The 21,096-nt window shown below is 38.0% G+C and carries 15 protein-coding genes; 13 read left to right on the plus strand and 2 right to left on the minus strand.

Annotated features, from left to right (window positions below; all coding sequences use genetic code 11):
* Positions 1-9 precede the first annotated feature (9 nt).
* Positions 10-708, plus strand: coding sequence for a LytR/AlgR family response regulator transcription factor (locus IEV85_RS02165; protein WP_188460155.1), 699 nt, complete (start codon positions 10-12; stop codon positions 706-708).
* Here the strand turns inward: IEV85_RS02165 and IEV85_RS02170 are convergent.
* The gene (locus IEV85_RS02170; RefSeq protein WP_188460156.1) at positions 682-1,257 is read right to left on the minus strand and encodes a phosphatase PAP2 family protein; all 576 of its coding nucleotides are present in this window, start codon (positions 1,255-1,257) and stop codon (positions 682-684) included. The genes IEV85_RS02165 and IEV85_RS02170 overlap by 27 nt on opposite strands.
* A 379-nt stretch (positions 1,258-1,636) precedes the next feature.
* On the opposite strand from IEV85_RS02170, the gene IEV85_RS02175 reads away from it, so the two are divergent.
* Together IEV85_RS02175 and IEV85_RS02180 are read left to right on the plus strand one after the other, a co-directional pair.
* The gene (locus IEV85_RS02175) at positions 1,637-5,728 is read left to right on the plus strand and encodes a hypothetical protein (RefSeq protein ID WP_188460157.1); all 4,092 of its coding nucleotides are present in this window, start codon (positions 1,637-1,639) and stop codon (positions 5,726-5,728) included.
* 185 nt (positions 5,729-5,913) lie between these two features.
* Positions 5,914-6,792: a Cbp1 family collagen-binding glycoprotein adhesin gene (locus tag IEV85_RS02180; RefSeq protein ID WP_188460158.1), complete on the plus strand. Its 879-nt coding sequence runs from the start codon at positions 5,914-5,916 to the stop codon at positions 6,790-6,792.
* A 704-nt stretch (positions 6,793-7,496) separates the two neighbouring features.
* Here the strand turns inward: IEV85_RS02180 and IEV85_RS02185 are convergent.
* Positions 7,497-9,290, minus strand: a complete 1,794-nt coding sequence (locus tag IEV85_RS02185) for a DUF7282 domain-containing protein (protein WP_188460159.1) — start codon at positions 9,288-9,290, stop codon at positions 7,497-7,499.
* 364 nt (positions 9,291-9,654) lie between these two features.
* Here IEV85_RS02185 and IEV85_RS02190 point away from each other — a divergent pair, with 364 nt between their 5' ends.
* The 10 genes from IEV85_RS02190 (at position 9,655) to IEV85_RS02235 (ending at position 21,091) form a co-directional block, all read left to right on the plus strand.
* Positions 9,655-10,404, plus strand: coding sequence for a phosphatase PAP2 family protein (locus IEV85_RS02190; protein ID WP_188460160.1), 750 nt, complete (start codon positions 9,655-9,657; stop codon positions 10,402-10,404).
* A 127-nt stretch (positions 10,405-10,531) separates the two neighbouring features.
* Positions 10,532-11,200, plus strand: a complete 669-nt coding sequence (locus IEV85_RS02195) for a response regulator transcription factor (protein ID WP_188460161.1) — start codon at positions 10,532-10,534, stop codon at positions 11,198-11,200.
* Positions 11,197-12,615, plus strand: a complete 1,419-nt coding sequence (locus tag IEV85_RS02200; protein ID WP_188460162.1) for a sensor histidine kinase — start codon at positions 11,197-11,199, stop codon at positions 12,613-12,615. The genes IEV85_RS02195 and IEV85_RS02200 overlap by 4 nt, the downstream gene beginning before the upstream one ends.
* Before the next feature lie 24 nt (positions 12,616-12,639).
* Complete coding sequence (locus IEV85_RS02205) at positions 12,640-13,347, plus strand: VIT1/CCC1 transporter family protein (RefSeq protein ID WP_188460163.1); 708 nt, start codon at positions 12,640-12,642, stop codon at positions 13,345-13,347.
* A gap of 93 nt (positions 13,348-13,440) precedes the next feature.
* Complete coding sequence (locus tag IEV85_RS02210; RefSeq protein WP_188460164.1) at positions 13,441-17,769, plus strand: CusA/CzcA family heavy metal efflux RND transporter; 4,329 nt, start codon at positions 13,441-13,443, stop codon at positions 17,767-17,769.
* A gap of 11 nt (positions 17,770-17,780) precedes the next feature.
* Positions 17,781-18,932: an efflux RND transporter periplasmic adaptor subunit gene (locus tag IEV85_RS02215; RefSeq protein WP_188460165.1), complete on the plus strand. Its 1,152-nt coding sequence runs from the start codon at positions 17,781-17,783 to the stop codon at positions 18,930-18,932.
* Positions 18,933-18,934: 2 nt separating this feature from the next.
* Positions 18,935-19,402, plus strand: coding sequence for a hypothetical protein (locus IEV85_RS02220; RefSeq protein WP_188460166.1), 468 nt, complete (start codon positions 18,935-18,937; stop codon positions 19,400-19,402).
* A 55-nt stretch (positions 19,403-19,457) separates the two neighbouring features.
* Positions 19,458-19,901 (plus strand): thioredoxin family protein, encoded by a 444-nt coding sequence (locus IEV85_RS02225; RefSeq protein WP_188460167.1) that lies wholly within the window; start codon positions 19,458-19,460, stop codon positions 19,899-19,901.
* Complete coding sequence (locus tag IEV85_RS02230; RefSeq protein WP_229712471.1) at positions 19,902-20,882, plus strand: FAD:protein FMN transferase; 981 nt, start codon at positions 19,902-19,904, stop codon at positions 20,880-20,882.
* A complete protein-coding gene (locus tag IEV85_RS02235) occupies positions 20,879-21,091 on the plus strand; it encodes a DUF4266 domain-containing protein (protein WP_188460168.1) in 213 nt (70 codons plus the stop codon). The genes IEV85_RS02230 and IEV85_RS02235 overlap by 4 nt, the downstream gene beginning before the upstream one ends.
* Positions 21,092-21,096 lie beyond the last annotated feature (5 nt).

Raw genomic sequence — 21,096 nt, forward strand, 5'->3', positions numbered from 1 at the left:
GACCCTATTATGGCCGCAGAATTAAATTGCATGGTGGTGGATGATGATCCAATTTTCAGACAATACATCAGCAAACAAATAAAGGAAACCTCAGGATTGAAGCTGGTAGTAGAGGCTGACAGTGCTACCAAAGCGATCGATCTTTTGGAAGAACATGAAGTTGATATTATATTTCTTGATGTTCAAATGCCGGAAATGACCGGAATAGAATTAGTTGCCAGATTGAATAATGGTTATGAGGTAATTTTAGTAACTGCCAATGACAGCTATGCTGTGGATGCTTTCGACCAAAAAGTTACTGACTACCTTGTTAAACCTTTTGAATATGATCGGTTTAGCAAAGCTGTTACAAAAGCTAAAGGCAACATTGAAGCTTTCCGCAAGAAGAAAGATTCAATTGAGCATATATTTATTAAAAGCGATGGTAAAATAATTCATCTTAAGCTGGCCGATATTCTTTTTGTTGAGGCACTGGCTGATTATGTCGTAATTAATACAGAAGCTAAAAAATACATTGTACACCATACAATGAAAGGCGTGGAGAAAAAACTTCCTAATCAACGATTTGTAAGAGTGCACCGCTCCTTTATCGTCAATCTGGAAAAAATTGATTTCATAGAAGATTTAAGTGTACACATTAAAGTAAAAGCGATTCCTATTGGAGCTTCTTACAAAGACATTTTATATAAAACCATGAATTTTCTCTAAGTCATTAGGGAAAATTCTTTTATATAAATAATACACTATCAAAGCGGAAAGCAATCCAAGAATGGCTCCCATAATTATATCGGCAGGATAATGTACTCCTACATAAATTCTGGAATAAGAAACCAGAACTGCCCAGCCTATCATTATCTTTCCAAATAAATTCCTGTAGATCAGCCAGAGAAATATCGCTAAAGCGAAAGTATTGGATGCATGGCTGGATGCGAAGCCATATTTGCCCCCGCAGTGTTTTACTATGTGCACCATTTCCTGAATATCTGGATTATAACAGGGCCTGAGTCTTTCGAAAAAGGGTTTAAACAAACCAGAAGCTGACTGATCCGCCAAAGTGATCAACAGCGCAAAAGCAACCATAATATAAATACTTCTCCATTTTAACTTACGGATCATGATGGCTAAAATAACCACATATAGGGGGATCCAAAGATATTTGCCGGTGATGGCCAACATAACAGGATCCAGCCAATCGGTATGCAATCCATTAAGAAACAGGAATAAGCGAATATCCCATTCGATGAGAGTCTCTAACATGCTGCAAATTTAGCAGAAATTGAATGATAGGAAAGTGGATGAAATAACATAAACACAAGTTCTGCAAGAAATCTTATGGTTCGCAGAGAAGTATCAGGGTTTAAAAACCCGGTATTCCGGAAGGTTTAAAGCTGCACCCTTCCAACTTACTAATCGAAAATTCAGCCCAGCTATTTTCAGGATGATACACACTATAACACTAAGGGGATACACTGTTGTTTCTGTACTGATTTTCTTTCTTAACTAATAAATTAAGCATTCACCAGCAAGTTTTTAGCTAATTTCATTAATTTGTACAATTGTCTACGTCAGGCAATAAATATTCAATTGATTCGCTTTATCTTTGATCAACTAAAATCTTTATCTACCTTTTGTCTATATGCGTAAAGCACTAAAGCCAATTATTATCATCCTGATGATTACTGTTATAATAGTAATTGGCATGTTCTACGCAAATGACCAGCTTAACAGGATTGGAAATCAAATATCAGAAAAAGTACTTTTAAACCTTGTAAAGAAGGAGAGCAACGGGCTTTACGAGCTCAGCTTCGACCGAATAGACCTTGATATTCTGGGAAGAACAATTAAGGTGTATAATGCTAAACTTATTCCTCAAATCGAAAATCTGCAGGATTCCGGCACTGTATCCAACGTTTACCACGTGAGTGTTGATTCTGTCGATATTAAACTTCGTTCTGTAATAAAAATTTATACCGAAAATGAATTAGTTGTAGAAGGAGTAACAGTAGTGAATCCTCAAATCAGGATGACAAAAATTAACCCGGAGAAGAAGTTACTGAAATTCGGACGGGAAACCGGTGAGCTGTATGAAACAATTTCAGACTACCTGGATCTACTGAAGATCGAGTATTTTAAAGTAATTGGTGGTGGTCTCAGTCACTCTCCCAGCCAACTTTCTTTAAACACTATTGATTTCCAGGTTACTGAATTCATTATAGACCCCTCTAAGAAAAAACGAAAAGTATTCTATTCTGAAGCTATTAACCTGGGGCTCTCCAACCAATCCATTGATTTACCCGATAGCATTCACGTGCTATCTTTTGATAGCTTTAACCTGTCTACTAAAGATTCAATTTTAAGCTTTAGTAATTTAAAAATACAACCCCGGCCCGGGGTAGACAGGGAGAAAATTTTTACCCAGGAAGGGCAAAATATATATAACATTTTAATTCCTACACTTGAACTAAAAGGTATTAATTATTTAAAAGCCTATGAAGACAACCACCTGGTAATTGATCAGGTAAATATTCCGGAGCCAATTATCAATATTCGCTCTGCATCAGATGCCGACAGCTCAAAAAAGACTTCAGGCAATACTATTGGAAGGTCTCTTCTAGCACTTTTTGATCTGGTAAAAGTAAGCAAATTTGAAATAAATAATGGAGCCCTGGACCTGATTGTAAAAACTAACAACCAGCAACAATTTAAATCTGAAAATATCAGCATTGCGCTTTTCAATATCCGACTGGATTCCAATAATTATCAAATCAACAGCAGAACCACTTATTTTGAAGATGCTAAAATTAAAATTCATGACTATAATTACAAACTACCGGACAGCTTACACTTAATGTCATTCAACTCACTAAACATCAATACTATGACGTCCACTTTGGAGGTCAAAAACTTTGTAATTAGTCCTTCCAGAAGCAAACAGGATGAATCCATAACTCAGTATAACTTTGTAATTCCCTCTATTACTTTGGAAGGTATGGATTTTAAGCAGGCCCTGATAGATAAACAGGTCTTTCTGTCAAAGATGGTGTTCCAAAACCCTTCCATTGAGATAACAGCTTCCGGTAAAAAGCACGAAGCAGATTCTTCAGTTGTTGTAACTCCGAAAGTGTTGCAGGGCTTTATGGACAATTATTTTGAACAAATAAATGCTTCATTAATAGAGGTAAATAATGGGAGAGTTGAAATTAGCAATGAGTTTCTTATTAATGGAATTAGCCTTAAACTAAGAGGTTTAAAAATTGATACAGCTTCTTCTTCCTGGCATAGTTTAGCAGACAGCATTGTGTTTCATGCTGACAACTTAACGCTCAATAGAGACAATATGGTTTTAAATGCTCAACAAATAGAGGCAGGAAAGCAATTAAGTAATTTTGAAATAGGCGCTGTTCAATATACCGACCCTAAAACAGGTAATGCCATCCGCACGCAACAGCTTATTATTTCAGGTGTTCAATTGGACAGCATAATTAAAAGTAAAATCATTCAGTTAGAAGGAATAGTAGTGACTGCTCCGGTGTTTAATATTAGAGAAAAAATTCAAAAAGGAGGCAAAAAGCAATCGAATTGGAAACTACCTGAAAAACCCATCCTTCTCACGCTAAAAGATGGCTCATTGAACTACACTCCCTCCGCATCTACAAAAATAAATGTGAGCAGTTTTAATACGAGGATATCTTATCTCAATACTATCTCCCTTGACTATTTCCAAGCAGGCAAATTAAAAATAGAAATTGATGACTTTGCACATAGTATTTCTGCTGATAGTCTTTTACTACCGGCTAATAGTAGAAAGCTCTCAATAAGAAATATTACTTCTAAAGCTTTAAACAATAAAAGTCATCTGAAAATCAATGCTAAAATACCATTGTTGCAGTTTATATCATTTGAGAAAAAAACACTTTTGAGCTCTGGAAAGCTGGTGGCCGATAGCTTAAAAATAATTGCTTCTTCTATTGATACTTATTGGATTGAACAGACAATCAACAAAGCAAACACAAAAAAAACCTCAGCTTCTAAAAAAGAAACAAATAATGATTTTTCTATTGATCTGGGCACTATACACTTAAAAATAAAAAATGGGCTGGCTACGCTTGTCAATAAAAACAATGAAAAGTCTCTGTGGACTCATCAAAATACTTCTTTAACTTTAAAGGATTTCTCCTATCCCTCCCGTGAAAAGACTGACCTGCTATTTTCCAAAGGCCATTTATTAGAATTTGATAAGCTTGTAGGGAAAATACCCAATGGGGATTCTCTGCTCATAGGCCGAGCGTATTACAGTACAATTACTCAAAAAGGAGAACTTAATAATTTGCAATACGCCAACAAAAAGAATAATATCAATTCTAAAATTGGCACGCTAAAACTGGAAAACCTTAACATTATAAAATTAAGGGATGACAATGAACTTAAAATAGGTAAAGTTGCCAGCGAAGGTATTTCCCTAAAAATGATTCTCAACAACTCCGACTCTGCCAGTTCCTTTCAAAGCAAAAAGTTTCTTCCATTCAGCCAATTAACCATTAATCAATTTAAAGCCGATGATATGAACCTTGAGCTTTATCATCAAAAAAAGGGACGTTCGTATCATATTCGTGAAGCTAATTTGGCTTTTCAAAAGCTCAGGCTGGATTCAGCATTTGATGTTAAAAATCTGCATCACAGAGTGCAGTCCTTCAGTTTCAGCGGGAAAAATTTTAAAGAGGATTTAGGGAAAAACTACACCGTTTCTATCGGAGACTATAACTTTTCTTACCCTGATGCTGGCCTCAACTTATCCAGTTTCAACATGGAAAATAAGTATGACAGGTTTGACTTCAGTAATCACATAGATTATCAAACTGACTGGTTTGACTTAAGTCTTAAGTCTGTCAGGCTTTCAGGCATTAACCTGGACAAGCTGGTAAATCAGAATTTCGAGATTCAAAAAATAGCGATTAACGATGGTAATTTTACTATTTTCAGAGATTTGAACATTCCACTAGACTCTACCAAATATGTACCTCTGCCGCAAGAACTACTTAGAAAAGTAAAATACCCGGTAACAGTTGATTCAATTTCTGTAACCACCAATATTAAAATTTATATTGTACCAGCCGATGGAACCGGGTTAGGATACATTGCTTTTGAAAACCTTAAAGGAGGAATCAAAAATATCACAACAAGACCCAATACTTCCTCTCTGCCAATGAAGCTCTCAGCCAAAGGTACCCTTAACGGTTCGGGAGACTTTCAGGCTAAGGTAGAATTCCCACTTAATTCGCAAAAGGATTTTTTCAGCATGAAAGGTTCTGTTGGTAGAATGGAGCTCACTACCTTAAATGATATGCTTGTGCCCATTGCAGCAGTTGAAGTACGTTCAGGTACTAATGATATCATGACCTTTAACTTCAGTGGCAACAATGAATATTCAAAGGGTACCATGAGCTTTCAGTACGACAATCTGAAAATCAACATTCTTGATAGACAAACTTATAAATCCACCGGGCTAAACAATAACCTGCGAACATTTTTCGCTAACAGCTTTGTGGTACGTGGCCAGAATCCAAATTTCTTTAAACTCCATGAAGGCGGTATCTTTTACAAGCGCGATAAGAGCAGATCAATATTCAATTTTTGGGCAAAGTCCTTATTAAGTGGCGCAGTGAGCAGCATCGGAATTAGCAATAATGACAGCGCTAAAGAATATGAGAAAATTGACAACAGTGATTAAGAATTTTGGAGGCTTCTCTTTTCCTCCAGGCATTAAATCCTTATAAAATCTATTTCTCTAAATCCCTTTTAAACTACTGGACAACATCTGTTTATAAATATTGAAAAATTATAATTTCTACTATAGTTCCAACTTCGCTTAACCTTTTTCGTTGCAACAAACACTAAATCAAAAAACACTTAACTATGAAAAATCTATTAATGATGTTGGCTCTGTTGGTATTTTTTACCGGATGCCAGAAAGTTAAAAAGGAAAACGAAGCGCTTAAAGCTAAGGTGGATTCGCTTCAAATGAAAAATGATTCTTTATTATCCTTAAGCAAAGAGCGAAAAGTATCCATTGAGAATTATGAACAAACACTTGCAGAAATTGATAAAAATTTAGCTGATATTAATGCCAACCAATCGATGGTAGCAGAACTTGAAGGTGATCTCAATGAAACTAACAATAAAGAAGTAGCAGAGACAATTAATGCCAGAATTGCTAACATGCGACAGTTAATGGAGAACTCCAGAAACAAAATCATGCAGTTGGATCGGTCATTAAGCCAGCTAAGAAAGCAATCCGGAGCAAAAAGTGAGCAAATTTTAGCTTTAGAGCAAAAGTTAGAAGAAGCAAGCCAAAACTTGATAGAAAAGCAGGATGAACTGACAGAAATGACTACCTCGCTGCAGGCACAATTGGAAGAATTAGGTCAAAAATTAGATAGACAAACTTCTATAGCGGAAGAATTAAGAAACAATTTGAACAGAGCTTACTATTTTATTGGAGAAGCTGATGAGCTAAAGGAAAAAGAAATTGTAAGCAAAGAAGGTGGATTTATTGGATTGGGTAAAGTAAAAGTAATTAATGCTAACGCTTCAGACAAACTATTTACTAAAGCAGAAAAAGATAAGCTTTCTACTCTGGAATTGAATAGCGATGAAGCGGTACTTATCACTAACCATCCACAAGGTAGTTACGAATTTGTTAAAGATGGCGATAAAGTAACCCGATTCAACATTACTAACCCTGCTGAATTCTGGAAAGATTCAAATTATATAGTTATTGAAATAGATAATTAATTGCAGAGTTAAACTATTTAAAGAGCCTTTTCGTGCAAGCGAAAAGGCTCTTTTGTTTATGGATAGTGCAGACTACTCATGGAAAATGAAATTGAACTCAAAAACCAGATATACTGACCTTAATACGTGTTTCTTAAACTTTAAAACTAAGTATAAAACCTCAAAAAAGAGAAATTTTACTAAATATTGAGGTCTCAATTACACTTTAAGGTATTTTAAACAAAATTTTATTCTTTATCTTTTTGCTACTATATAACAAGATTCTATTTTATCAACTGATACCATTTCTATATTGCTCCAAAACACCCCTGTAGTCCCCTCCAGGGGACAGCCTCACAGATGTAAGTAAGCAGAAAACTAATCAGCTTTAGCTCTATTTTCTAATATAGCAAAAGTCCTGTTATCTCATTTGAAGTTCAGTTCCAATAACTGCGATGACTTGATCAAAAAGATGCCAGCCAGAGGCTGGCTCCTACGCTACAATTCAACGCGCTCCACGCCTTTTTGTCGACCAGCCCGCTCGGTTTTACAAACATTATTTGGTTATCGAACAGTGTAGTATTTATCATGAGCACCCTGGTGCAAATATCTCAGTTGTACCTTCTTTATCGAAAGCGTCCTTCTTTTTAACAGAAAAAAGCCCCACCCTTTCAGGTGAGGCATAACCCCTGTTTAAACCATAAAACAAAAATTAGGAGTAATTTTTAAGACACAATCGTGAAAGTGCCCGTCATACCACCATGGAACTGGCAGTTATAAAATAATGTATCCGGTGCATCGAGTGGCACTGTAAAAGTAATAGTGCCTGATTCTGCACCATTGTTGGTTACACCATCATTGAAAGCATTTCCTGTACCAGAGCCTTGCACTGTTTTAATATAAAATGGATGTGCGCTTGCATTAATTGTGAAAGTATAAGTCTCACCCCTTGTTAATGTAATGCCTGGATTAGAGGAATCCGTTAACCCATTACCGGTGAACAAATATGCAGTTGTGCTATTGTTTGCTACCTCATATCTGGTCGCAGGAACTGTAATATCTACAAAGTCAAACACGATAGGACTATCAAAACCATTGGCGCCATCAAATTCATACTCACCTACAGTTCCATTGTCATTATGTAACATTACCCATAACCTTTCTCCATCTTCAATTTCTTCTCCATCTTCAAAAGAAATTTCAATATCAGTGGTGGTTCCGGCTTCCAGTAGTACCGGTACTGAAATAATTCCCGGAGCAACAAAACCTTCACCTGTTCCATCATCTCTATGTACCACTACCCATGATGGCTGACCAACTGTTATGCTTTCTACGGTTATAGTACCATCAGCTGAAAGTGTCTGATTATTAGCAGTAAATGAACCTGTCGGTGCCTGTACCGTAATTGATTCAGTCTTAACCGGACCGTCAAATATTACTCCCGCATCAAATTCATATTCACCAATTACACCATTATCTGTATGAAGCATCACATAAATTACATCACCTGCAGCTACTGCTTCCGTTAATTCAATTTCAACATCCTCATTAGAACCAGCCGGTACCCGCACTGGAACTGATATAATTTCCGGCACCTGAGGACCGTCATTAGTAGCATTACTTGCATGAACCACTACCCAGGCATCCGCATTAACTGTCAGATTCGCAGCAGTAATAGTATTTCCCTGAACAATCTGGTCTTCGGCTGTAATAGACCCTGTTAAAGCTAAAGTTTCAAAACCTACTACCACTACATCTTCACCAAATACTTCCGGGGCATCTCCATTGTCAGGAAATCCATATTCGCCATCAGCCGGGCTTTCAATATGTAACATTGGGAATAGCATTTCGCCTCCTTCAAACACTTCATTTCCTATATTGACTACTACATCGGTATTTGTACCTGCTATTACTTTTGTTTGTCCTAACACAGGACCTGTTGCCTCACCAGAATGAATTACAAGCCAGCCATCAACTGCAGCATTCACCTTACTAATAGTAACTGTATTAGAACTCACTGCCTGATTTTCTACTGTAATAGAAGGAGCAGAAATAGTAATATCAGTCATAACAATATCTCCATTCTCATCAGTAATTGGTGCATCAAAACCACTGGCTCCGTCAAATTCGTATTCACCTTCTATTCCATCATCAGTATGAAGCATTACCCAAAGCTTTGCCCCATCTTCCAAAGCAGAAAAATCATTAATCATTACTTCCAGGTTGCTTTTAGAACCAGGCTGAACTAAGAGTGGCTCTGAAATAATATCCGGAACTACAGGCCCTCCTTCAGCTGTACTGGCATGCACCACTATCCAACCGGCCTGGTCAAAGTTCACATTAGAAATCATTACTTTATTTTGGGATAGCGTTTGATCGCTCACCGTGAGCATCCCTCCCGGCATATCCGGATCCATTGTGGTTTCATCGTCATCATCGCAAGCAGAGAATAAGAACATCCCAGCTATTAATGCTACAAATGCCTTGCTTAAATACTTATTAACTTTTTTTAGTCTCATTTTTAATAGTTTTTATATGCAAAATTTATTCGTTTGTCGACATATTGACCTACGAAGCTATTTTGGAAGCGGATTTTGGAGTTATGAGTATTGCAAGCAACTTGAAGCAAAAGCTTAATTTAAACAGAGTTAGCCGAGATTATTTTTTTTAATTTTTATGATAGGAATTGAAGAAAAGGGGCTCTTGAGAGGATAATTAATTTCAACAACTGAATTATTGATTAATCATGGTAAAGTAAAAGAGAGAAAAAGATTAAAGTGAAAATAGAAAGTACATTAATAGCTTACCTTAGATAAATTCAGAAAATTATTAAACAGATTTAATTTATTTTGCTAAAGTTTATAATCTGATTAGTCATAAAAGATGAAGAAAATCTATCCCTTAATTCTATTTTCTTTGCTGGCCTCCGCATTGCACAGCCAAAATCAAAAGGCTGACTCCCTTGAAGGTAAAACAAGGACGAGGTTTAAATACGAAACACTCATTATTCCGTCAGTTTTAATTACTTATGGTGTGATAGGACTGGAAAGTCATGCATTGAAAGGTGTTAACAAGAATACGCAACATGAATTAAAAGAGCACATAGACAATCAATTTACTGTGGACGATATTTCCCAGTACGCTCCGTTTATTACAGTGTATGGCTTAAATGCATTAGGCGTAAAAGGAAAAAACAACTTTAAGGACAGAACCATCATTTTAGGCACTGCTTATCTCATCATGGGCACAACGGTGAATGTTATTAAAGCCACCGGAAATGAGGTAAGACCTGATGGCTCATCTAATAATTCCTTTCCTTCAGGCCATACAGCTACCGCCTTTATAGGGGCAGAATTTTTATTTCAGGAATACAAAAATGTATCACTTTGGTACGGTATATCTGGCTATTTAGTAGCTGCAGGAACGGGTTTCTTCAGAATGTATAATGACAGACATTGGTTAAGTGATGTTGCCGCAGGTGCAGGAATTGGAATATTAAGTACCAAAATTGCTTATTGGCTACATCCTGTGATTAAACGTACGTTCTTTAAAAATGAAGAAAAAGTAAGTGGCCTGGTGATGCCCTATTATAATGGTAAGGAATATGGCCTGGGACTTTCAATGACTTTTTAACTCCAAAATATTTAATTTCAAATTAATAAACCTTCGTGTGTAATACCAGAAGAATCCTGCTAGATTTAAGCAAATCTTAAGAAAACACTAAACCAAACTTAAGCCTAAATTAACGAACTTTGGTTGAATGAGAATACTGGTAGTAGAAGACGAACAAGGTATTGCGGCATTCCTCAAACAAGGATTGGAAGAGGAATCATTTGCTGTAGATGTAGCAGATGAGGGTAAAAAAGGATTGGAGCTTGCTTTATCAGGAGAATATGATATCCTATTGTTAGACTGGATGTTACCCGGTTTAAGCGGGATTGAAATCTGTCGCCAATTCCGAAAAGAATTCACTGCCACACCCATTATTTTCCTTACTTCCAAAGACACAATTGATGAAACCATCTTTGGTTTACAGGCAGGTGCAAATGACTACATTAAAAAACCATTTCATTTTGAAGAATTACTGGAAAGAATCAAAGTACAGCTGAGACCTAAATCAGGAGCTCACTCACAGTTCTCACTCGGAAATATTACACTTAATACTGAAACACATCAAGTGTTTAAAGAAGCTGAAGAAATTTCACTTACACAAAAAGAGTTTGCCCTCCTGGAATACCTCTTGCGCAACAAGGGCAAAGTTTGCAGAAGAACCCGAATAATAGAAAGTGTATGGGACATTCATTTTGAATACAATACCGGAGTAATTGATGTGTACATTAATGCACTAAGAAAGAAACTAAAGTTGTCTGATCAGGAAAATCATATTCAAACTGTGCGTGGAGTAGGTTATATTGCTAAAGAGGTATGAATTTAAGTTTCAAAAATAGAATCGCATTTTATTATATGTTGGCTACAGCCATTATTATGGCTGTGGTATTCAGTACCATCTTCTTCATTGTAAAGGGAACAGTAATTCTTAATCTAGACAATGACTTGTCCTACGAAGCAGAGAAGCATACCAAGGAAGTAGGAATGATAGGCGACAGCATCCAATTCGTTAACAAAGCCGAATGGGAAGAAAGAGAACACAGGGAAGTGCAGGTTAACCCTGTTTTTATTCAGCTAAATGATAAAAAAGGGAAACTAATGGATAAGTCTCCCAATTTAAAAGGGGGCGATCTCCCTTTTAAGCAATCGGAATTAGGAATACATTTTGATGCCGAAATCAATAATACCAGCATACGGCAAGTGCAATTGCCTATAGAACAAAATGGGAAAGTAGAAGGATATATTTTAGCGGCTATGTCATCAGAATCTTCCCTTTCTGTTATTTTACAGCTTCGAAATGTTCTTCTTATTTCTTACTTCATTGTACTCATTGGCTTATATTTCTTTTCCCGCTTTCTGGCAGGAAGAAGCATAAAGCCAGTTCAGGAAATGACCAGTACCATTACAAGAATTACTCGGAACAATCTTAAAGAAAGGGTAAGCCTGCCTCAAAATCAGGATGAAATTTATAATCTTTCCGCCAATTTCAATGCTTTGCTTGAACGCATCGAAAATGCTCTGGAAAGAGAAAAACAATTTACCTCTGATGCCTCTCATGAGCTTCGAACACCTCTATCTACCCTCCGGGGCACTTTGGAAGTTCTCATCAGGAAGCCAAGATCACAGGAGGAATACCATGAAAAAATTCAGTTCAGCCTGAAAGAAATTAATAGAATGGCTGCTACTTTGGAGCAGTTACTCATGCTGGCCCGTTTAGAAAAATCTACCAACGAAAAAAATGACGCATTAATCGATCTGTCTCAATTAGCTAACGAATCAATATCACGATTTAATACCCAAATAAAGGAGAAGAAAATTAGTATTAAGTCGGAAATGGAAGCTTCACATAGTTTACTTGTTCCTCACTACTATGGCAGTATTATAATAGACAATATTGTAAGTAATGCTATCAAGTATTCTCATCAGGAAGCTGAAATAACCATAACAATAGCCAGGGCTGATGATAAAATTGCCTGTACCATCAAAGATGAAGGCATTGGTATTAGGGAAGAAGATTTGAACAATATTTATGAAAGCTTTTTCCGTTCCGATGCGCTTGTACATAAGCATATTGAGGGTACCGGTTTAGGTTTATCTATCGCCAAAAAATGTGCCGATGCAATTGACGCTGAATTAAAAATAGACAGCAAAGTTGGCCATGGCACCATTGTGACAATTTTGTTTTCAACAGCTACTAAAAGTGCTCCGGCAAACCTTAACATTAGTGAGTCTTAAGCAAAAAACCATAAAAACCATGACATGGAAAATACAACGGAAGATTATTTAGCCAATCATTATATACACAGGAGTAACTGGCTGAGAGCTGCTGTACTTGGTGCTAATGATGGAATTTTATCCACCGCCAGTTTGGCTATAGGAGTAGCTGCTGCAAGCACCACACGTGAGCCAATTATTCTGGCAACACTTGCCGGATTAGTAGCCGGTGCCCTCTCAATGGCAGCAGGTGAATATGTATCTGTAAGCTCCCAAACTGATATTGAAAAGGCAGATATTGAAAGAGAAAGACAGGAACTGGAAGAAACTCCTGCTTTGGAATTGCAGAGGCTATCCGAAATTTACCAGGAAAGAGGCTTAAAAAAAGAAACCGCCCTGCTTGTGGCGCAAGAGTTAACTGCTCATGATGCCTTAGGTACGCACATAAGAGATGAGCTAGGCATCAATGAAATAAGCAAAGCTAAACCTTTACAGGCTGCTTTGGCATCAGGTGCTGCTTTTAGCGCTGGGGGGCTACTGCCGCTTTTGGTAACATTGTTTTTGCCACTTCCCTACATGGAATATCTTTTATATGCCTTTGCTATCTTATTTTTAGCACTTTTAGGAGCCCTGGCCGCCAAGACCGGAGGCTCAGGAATTTTAAAGGCTGTGTTGCGTATTACTTTTTGGGGTACGGTGGCTATGGGGCTTACGGCATTGGTAGGCCATTTATTCGGCATAAGCCTGGCTTAAAAAATCAATCTTAAGCCAATCTTAAGAAAAGCTTGAGAAAAGCCTTAGAAACACTCTTCTACATTTACTGTGTAATTCAAATGCTACACATTAATGTTAGAAAAGATCATTCAGTACAGCATCCATCATAAGCTAATCATACTTCTGTTTTCAGCAGGAATTATCGGGTTCGGAATTTATTCATTGACCCAAATTCCTATTGGTGCAGTTCCGGATATCACTAACAACCAGGTACAAATAATTACTACTTCAAGAAATTTGGCCACTGAGGATGTGGAGAAATTTCTTACTTATCCGGTGGAACTTGAAATGGCTAATTTACCGGATGTAAAAGAAATCAGGTCTGTATCCAAATTCGGACTTTCTGTAGTAACAGTAGTTTTTGATGAGAAACTAGGTACTTATCTGCCACGGCAGTTAATTGCTGAGAAAATAAAAGCTGCAGAAGAAAAAATCCCCGCAGGATTTGGGAAACCTTTCATGGGGCCTATTACCACAGGTCTTGGTGAAATTTATCAATATGTAATTGAGGTTGACTCTGCTTACCGGAATATATATTCTTTAGCAGATGTACGCACCATTCAGGACTGGTTGGTTAAACGCCAGCTTTCCGGCATTCCGGGAGTAGTGGAAGTAAATACCTGGGGAGGTTATCTCAAACAATATGAAGTAGCCATTAATCCTGAAAAGTTAAGAAGCCTCCATATTTCTGTTGCCCAAACCTATTCAGCCCTGGAAAAAAACAATAGCGTGGCCGGTGGTGGTTACATAGAAAAAACCAATCAGGCCTATTTCATAAGAGGTGAAGGCCTGGTAAATTCCCTGGAAGACATTGAAAATATAGTAATTGAAAATAGAAATGGAATCCCTGTTTTTATTAAAGATGTAGCTGAAGTAGGCTTTGGGCATGCTACCCGTTTTGGTGCAATTACAGGCAATGGAGAAGGGGAAAAAGTTTTGGGTCAGGTAATGATGCTAAAAGGCGCTAACTCCAAGGCCGTTATAGAAGCTGTGAAAGAGAGAGTAGCTCAAATTTCACCCTCACTGCCTCCCGGCATCAGTATTAATCCTTTTTTAGAAAGAAGTGAACTGATTGCAAAAACGACTTTCACAATTGCAGAAAACCTCATTCTGGGTTGTTTAATCGTAATTTTTGTAGTCGTTTTGCTACTTGGAAACCTGCGTTCCGGCCTGGTGGTGGCTTCCGTAATCCCTATGTGTCTGCTTTTTGCTTTATCTCTCATGTACATCTTTGGTGTTGATGCCAACCTAATGAGCCTGGGAGCTATTGATTTTGGGATCATCATTGATGGAGCAGTTATTATTGTGGAGTTTATTGCTTTTAAGATTACTGCCGAACGCACAACGCTTTTATCATTACCGAAAGAGGAACGTCAAAATTTTATTGACAATATTACCCTTACAGGAGCTACTAAAATGATGCATTCTGCAGTATTTGGGCAACTCATTATTATCATTGTTTTTATCCCGATACTTTCCCTGGTGGGTGTGGAAGGCAAAATGTTCCGCCCCATGGCTTTGGTATTCTGCTTCGCACTGCTGGGCGCTATGATACTGTGTTTTACCTACGTGCCGGTAATGGCTTCGCTTTTTATTAAACCTGCCAATACCTCTAAAAAAACTATTTCATCACGACTTATCATTTTTTTGGAGGACAAATACAAACCTTCAATGGCCTGGGCACTAAGAAGGAAAAAATTAGTACTGGGACTTGCTGCTACTCTCCTACTTGCTGTTGCGTTTCTTTTCTCAAAAATGGGCGGAGAATTTGTACCCACATTGGATGAAGGCGATTTTGTTATTCAGTCTGTGCTCAAAACGGGAACCTCACTGAGTAAAACTACGGAAGCCACAACCAAAATTGAACGTATTCTACTAAAGTTTCCTGAAGTTGAACAAGTTGTAAGCAGAATTGGAGCTGCCGAAGTACCCACCGACCCCATGTCGATGGAGGAAAGTGATGTAATCATAAAGTTGAAACCTAAAGGTGAATGGACTTCTGCCGAGACAAAAGATGAATTAGCAGAAAAATTTAAAGAAGCCCTGGCGGAAATACCGGGTGTTGACTTTGAATTTACCCAACCGATAGAGATGCGTTTCAATGAGCTGATTACGGGAGTGCGTGCGGATTTGGCTATTAAAATTTTTGGGGAAGACCTGGACATTCTGTATAAAAAAGCACTGGAAGTAGAAAAGGCTATTCAAAATATTGAAGGTGCTGCTGACATTACAGTGGAGAAAGTAGCAGGACTTCCTCAGATGTCTGTAAAATATGACCGACAAAAAATTGCCAAATATGGTATTAATGTAGAAGACCTCAACAGCATCATCAGCATGGGTTTTGCGGGAATGTCAGCAGGAACTGTTTTTGAAGGAGAAAAACAATTTGACTTGGCGATGCGATTCGATAAAGCACACCACCAAAGCATTTCAGATATTGAGAATGCGACCATTCAACTACCGAATGGCAACCAACTTCCACTGAGTGAATTTGCCAGTATCAGCTTTACAAAAGGTCCGGCAAAAATATCAAGAGACAATACCAAAAGAAGAATTGTAGTAGGTGTGAACGTCCGAAACAGGGATTTGGAATCCGTTGTAAACGATGTTCAGCAGGTAATCAGTAAAGAAATTAATTTACCCATCGGCTATACCATTGCCTACGGAGGTCAATTTGAGAACCTGAGAACAGCACGGGAAAGGCTGATGATTGCAGTCCCTATAGCACTGATTCTTATATTTATCCTCCTCTATTTTGCTTTTGATTCTGTGAAAGAAGCGCTGATTATTTACAGCGCTATTCCTATGTCGGCAATTGGTGGAGTAATTCTTCTATACCTCCGGGATCTGCCTTTCAGTATTTCTGCCGGAGTAGGGTTTATTGCTCTTTTCGGAATAGCGGTTCTTAATGGAATTGTTCTTATTGAGGAGTTCAAAGAATTAAAAGCACACGGCATCACCAACCTCAACAGGAGGATTCTGATAGGTACAAAGAATAGGTTAAGACCTGTTTTGCTCACCGCATCAGCGGCTGCTTTAGGCTTTTTACCCATGGCCATTTCAACCTCTGCAGGTGCTGAAGTACAAAGACCTTTGGCTACTGTAGTGGTAGGTGGTTTAGTTTCTGCCACAGTGCTAACACTCATTGTACTACCGGTTCTGTATGCCCTATTCGATAGAAAAGGACATTTTCCAAAGGTAAAGTTACCTGTAAAGATGATGGTACTATTCATTCTTTTGATATCCCCCATGCTTAGCTTTAGCCAGCATAAAAAAATTACTGTGGAGCAGGCAATAGAAATTGCACTCAAAAACAACAAAGCTCTACAGGCCTCGGCTCAATCGGTACAGCAAAGCCAGCAACTGTTGGGTACTGCCATCAGCATCCCAAAAACAGAGATTTATTACAATAAGGATAATAATAACATAGCCCCTAACAATTTACCCTTGAATGTGTGGGGAATTAATCAATCCATTCAATTTCCTACTGTATATGGAGCACAACGTGAAGTAATGGAGGGGAAATTACAATTAACAAATGATCAATATGCTAGAGATCAATATTATGTAAGCAAGGAAGTATCTAAGGTGTACTATGAAATTGTTTACTGGCAACAAATGGCAGATAATTACCATTACCTGGATAGCTTATATACTGCTTTTGAGCATGCAGCCATGAGAAGGTTTGAGCAAGGTGAATCCAATTACCTTGAAAAACTGACAGCTGAAACTAAAAAGAAAGAGGTATCTCTCATGCTCAATCAAATGGAAGAAAGCATCCGGAAATCTTATGTTATACTTAATCAATGGCTGCAAACTGACTCTCTTTATTTGCTGGACAGTTCGCTTGAACAGGTAAAATTGATTCCTATTGATACCCTGCAGCACCCAACAGTGCAGTTCTACAGGGATGCCATCAGTCTTTCTGAAAAGGAACTTCACCTGGAAAAACAAAGATTACTTCCCGACCTAAACTTTTCCCTTTTCCAGGGAACAAACAATGGTCCTGAAGCAGAAACCTATACAGGTTTTCAGGTGGGTATTGCCATCCCTTTATGGTTTGGCGCTCATAAATCTAAGATAGCTGCAGCAGCCACGGGCCATTCAATTCTGAGTGCTCAAAGCGAGAACTACAAGACACAATTAGTCTCTCGCTATCAGTCGCTTGCTTCAGATTTGAGAAAATTTAAGGAAGGTATCAATTACTATCATTCGACCGGAAAAAAGCTTTCTGAGGAGACTCTTTTTCATGCCATAAAGGCTTTTCAGAACGGTGAGATAGACTTTCTACAATACATTCAGCTCTTGGAAAATGCTAAAAATATTGAGAGCAACTATCTCACTACACTTTTTCAGTACAATATGACAGCACTGGAAGCAAACTATTTGAATAATAATTAATGATGAACGCAATGAAAACTCAAGCTTTAGTTTTTTTCTTGATTGTCTTTTCCCTTCTTCTGGCTTCCTGTTCCTCCACACCGGAGCCACCAATGGCTAATGAAAATTTAAATCAGGCTAAAGAAGAAAACATTTATGAAATCACTAAAAAGCAATTTCAGTCGGCAAGTATGGAATTGGGGCAATTGGAAAAGACAGCATTTCATGAGGTAGTACAGGCCAGGGGAATGTTTGATGTACCTCCTGAAAATAAGGCAGCTGTGAGCTGTTACTTTGGAGGCACTGTTAAAAGTATAAAGCTACTGCCCGGAGAAAAAGTAAAAAAAGGTCAGGTATTATTCATGCTTGAAAACCCTGATTATGTACAAATTCAACAGGATTTTCTGGAGGCACAAGGGCAGCTATCCTACCTTAAGGCTGACTACGAAAGGCAGAAAAACCTGGCAAAGGATAGCGTAACCTCTCAGAAGAATTTTGCGAAGGCTGAATCTGACTACAGAGTTACAAGTGCTAAAGTGAAAGGGCTAAGTAAAAAACTAGCGCTGATGAACATTAATCCTCATACCCTTACTGTGGAAAATATTAGTACCACTATACCCATACTTTCTCCTATTGCTGGTTATGTAACCGAGGTGGCCATATCCAGAGGAGCCTTTCTTACTCCTTCACAACTAGCGGTTAGCCTGGTAGACCCTGACCATATCCATTTGGAGTTAAACATTTTTGAAAAAGATTTGGCTAAAGTAAGTGTAGGTCAGTCTATCAGGTTCAGCATTCAGGAAGATAAAAGTGCAAGCTATGAGGCGACAGTGCATTTGGTAAATAAAACGATCGGGCAGGAAAATAGAACAGTAGGTATTCACGGACATTTAGCCGATGAAAAACTGGCAGCTCAATTTAATCCCGGAATGTATATAGAGGCAGAAATTTTCACTAATACAGAAGAAAAAAGCGCCTTACCTAAAGAGGCTGTAGTGGAGCTGGATAATAAATACTATGCACTGGTATTGAAAGATTCTTCTGCTACCGCTTATACTTTTCAAAGAACTGAAGTGAAAACTGGACTTTCAAATAATGAACGGATGGAGGTATTGAATACCTCAGCATTCGATGAAAATACGCAATTTTTAACTAGAGGCGCTTTTAACCTTATAACCGAATAATTATGAATGATGCCCATATTCACTTGCTCGTTAATCATGTACCTATAGTAGGTCTATTGATAGGAATTCTTGTACTGTTGGCAGGAATGCTACTTAAAAAAGCAGAAGTAAAAATAACTGCTATGGCAATTTTCATTTTTAGTGCCCTTGCATCAATTGTCACTTTTTACAGTGGCGAAGGAGCTGAAGAAGTGCTGGAGAATTTAGCAGGGTACAGCGAAACGTTGATGCATTTACACGAAGAAGATGCAGAAGCCTTTTTTATGTTAACATTGATTTTAGGCAGTTTGTCTTTTATTACGCTTATCGCAGAGATTAAAAAAGCGAAGTTCTCAAAATACCTGATGATTTTATGTTTACTAGTAGCCTTAACTGATGGAGTATTAGCCACTTTCGCAGGAAACAGTGGTGGAGAAATAACCCATAAAGAAATAAGAAATGAAGCAAAAATAATCGAAATTAACAGATAGAAAACTCACAGATATCAGTCTTATACATCTAAAAAATCACTAAAATAGAATAGTCATGAAACAGCTTGTAATAGTATTTATAGCAATAGCGATGAATTTAAATGCATCAATAGCGCAGGAATGGAAAACGGACTTTGTAAAAGCAAAAGAGATCGCCTCAAAAGAAAATAAACCCATCATACTTGTTTTTCAGGGATCTGACTGGTGCGCACCCTGCATCAAATTAGACCGCTCTATATGGAGTACTGATATTTTTAAAGCGTATGCCAAAGATCATTATGTAATGCTGCAGGCTGACTTCCCCAGGAAAAAAGCAAATGCACTTTCCCCTGCTCAGGCAGAAGCTAATGCAAAACTGGCAGAAACCTATAATAAAAACGGGATATTCCCTTTCGTGGTAGTGCTGGATAAAACAGGTAAGGTACTCGGAGAAACCGGTTATAAAAAGTTAACACCAGAGGAATACATCAAAGAATTGAACTCATTAATTGCTCAATAAGTGAAAAAGCTCATCCTTATTTTCTTCATCCCTTTCTCTTTTGCATGCATTGCTCAGCAGAGCTATAAGCGTACACTTAAGTTGATGGGAAGCCGCTTTGATATTACCGTGGTAGCGGATGATGAAACTAATGCCAATGTTGAAATCGATAGAGCAATTGCTGAGATCACCAGGATTGAAAGATTAATTTCTTCGTGGGATGCTAACTCTCAAACCTCAGAAATCAACAGAAATGCTGGCATCCGGCCAGTAAAGGTTGAGGCAGAGCTATTTCAACTAATAGAACGAGCCATTAATATTTCAAAATTAACTGATGGTGCATTTGATATTACATATGCTTCTATGGATAAGATCTGGAAGTTTGATGGCACAATGAAAGAAATGCCCGGTGAGAAAGAAATAGCTAATTCGGTAGCAAAAGTAGGCTACGATAAAATTATATTAGACAAAGAAAACAGCACTGTTTTCCTAAAAGCGGAAGGAATGAAAATCGGCTTTGGCGCTATAGGAAAAGGTTACGCAGCAGATCAGGCGAAAAATCTTCTGATGGCTAAAGGTGTTCCGGCAGGCATTATCAACGCTTCGGGCGATATGAACACCTGGGGAAAGCAGCCCAATGGAGAAGAATGGCAGGTAGCCATCACTAACCCTATGGATAAGTCAAAGTCATATGGGTTGCTCCCTATTACAGACGGTGCTGTGGTTACTTCCGGCAACTATGAGAAATTTGTTGAGTTTAATGGCACACATTATACGCATATTATTGACCCGAGATCCGGAATGCCCTCCAGCGGCATTATCAGTGTAACGGTATTTGCACCTAAAGCTGAGCTTGCAGATGCACTAGCCACCTCCGTATTTGTGATGGGGGTTGAGGTTGGTTTAAACCGAATAAATCAGCTGCCCAAAGTAGAGTGTATTATTATTGATGATACCGGAAAAGTTTTCACTTCAGATAATATTCAAATTAAAAAACTATGATCAAGCGCTTATTCATATGGCTCTTTGCAGCAACCACTTTCACCTCCTGTGTGGTGGTGAAAGAATACGATAAGGTGAACCTTAACGATCCGGATATGGCACTAGCAGATAAAAAGAGTGACCGAAATGTAACTACAATGCACTCTTACCGGGAGGCCGCGGTAGGTGCTAACGGAGGTAAAACAGGTGGCGGATGCGGCTGTAATTAATTCTT

The sequence above is a fragment of the Marivirga lumbricoides genome, assembly GCF_014636295.1.
GTDB lineage: Bacteria > Bacteroidota > Bacteroidia > Cytophagales > Cyclobacteriaceae > Marivirga > Marivirga lumbricoides.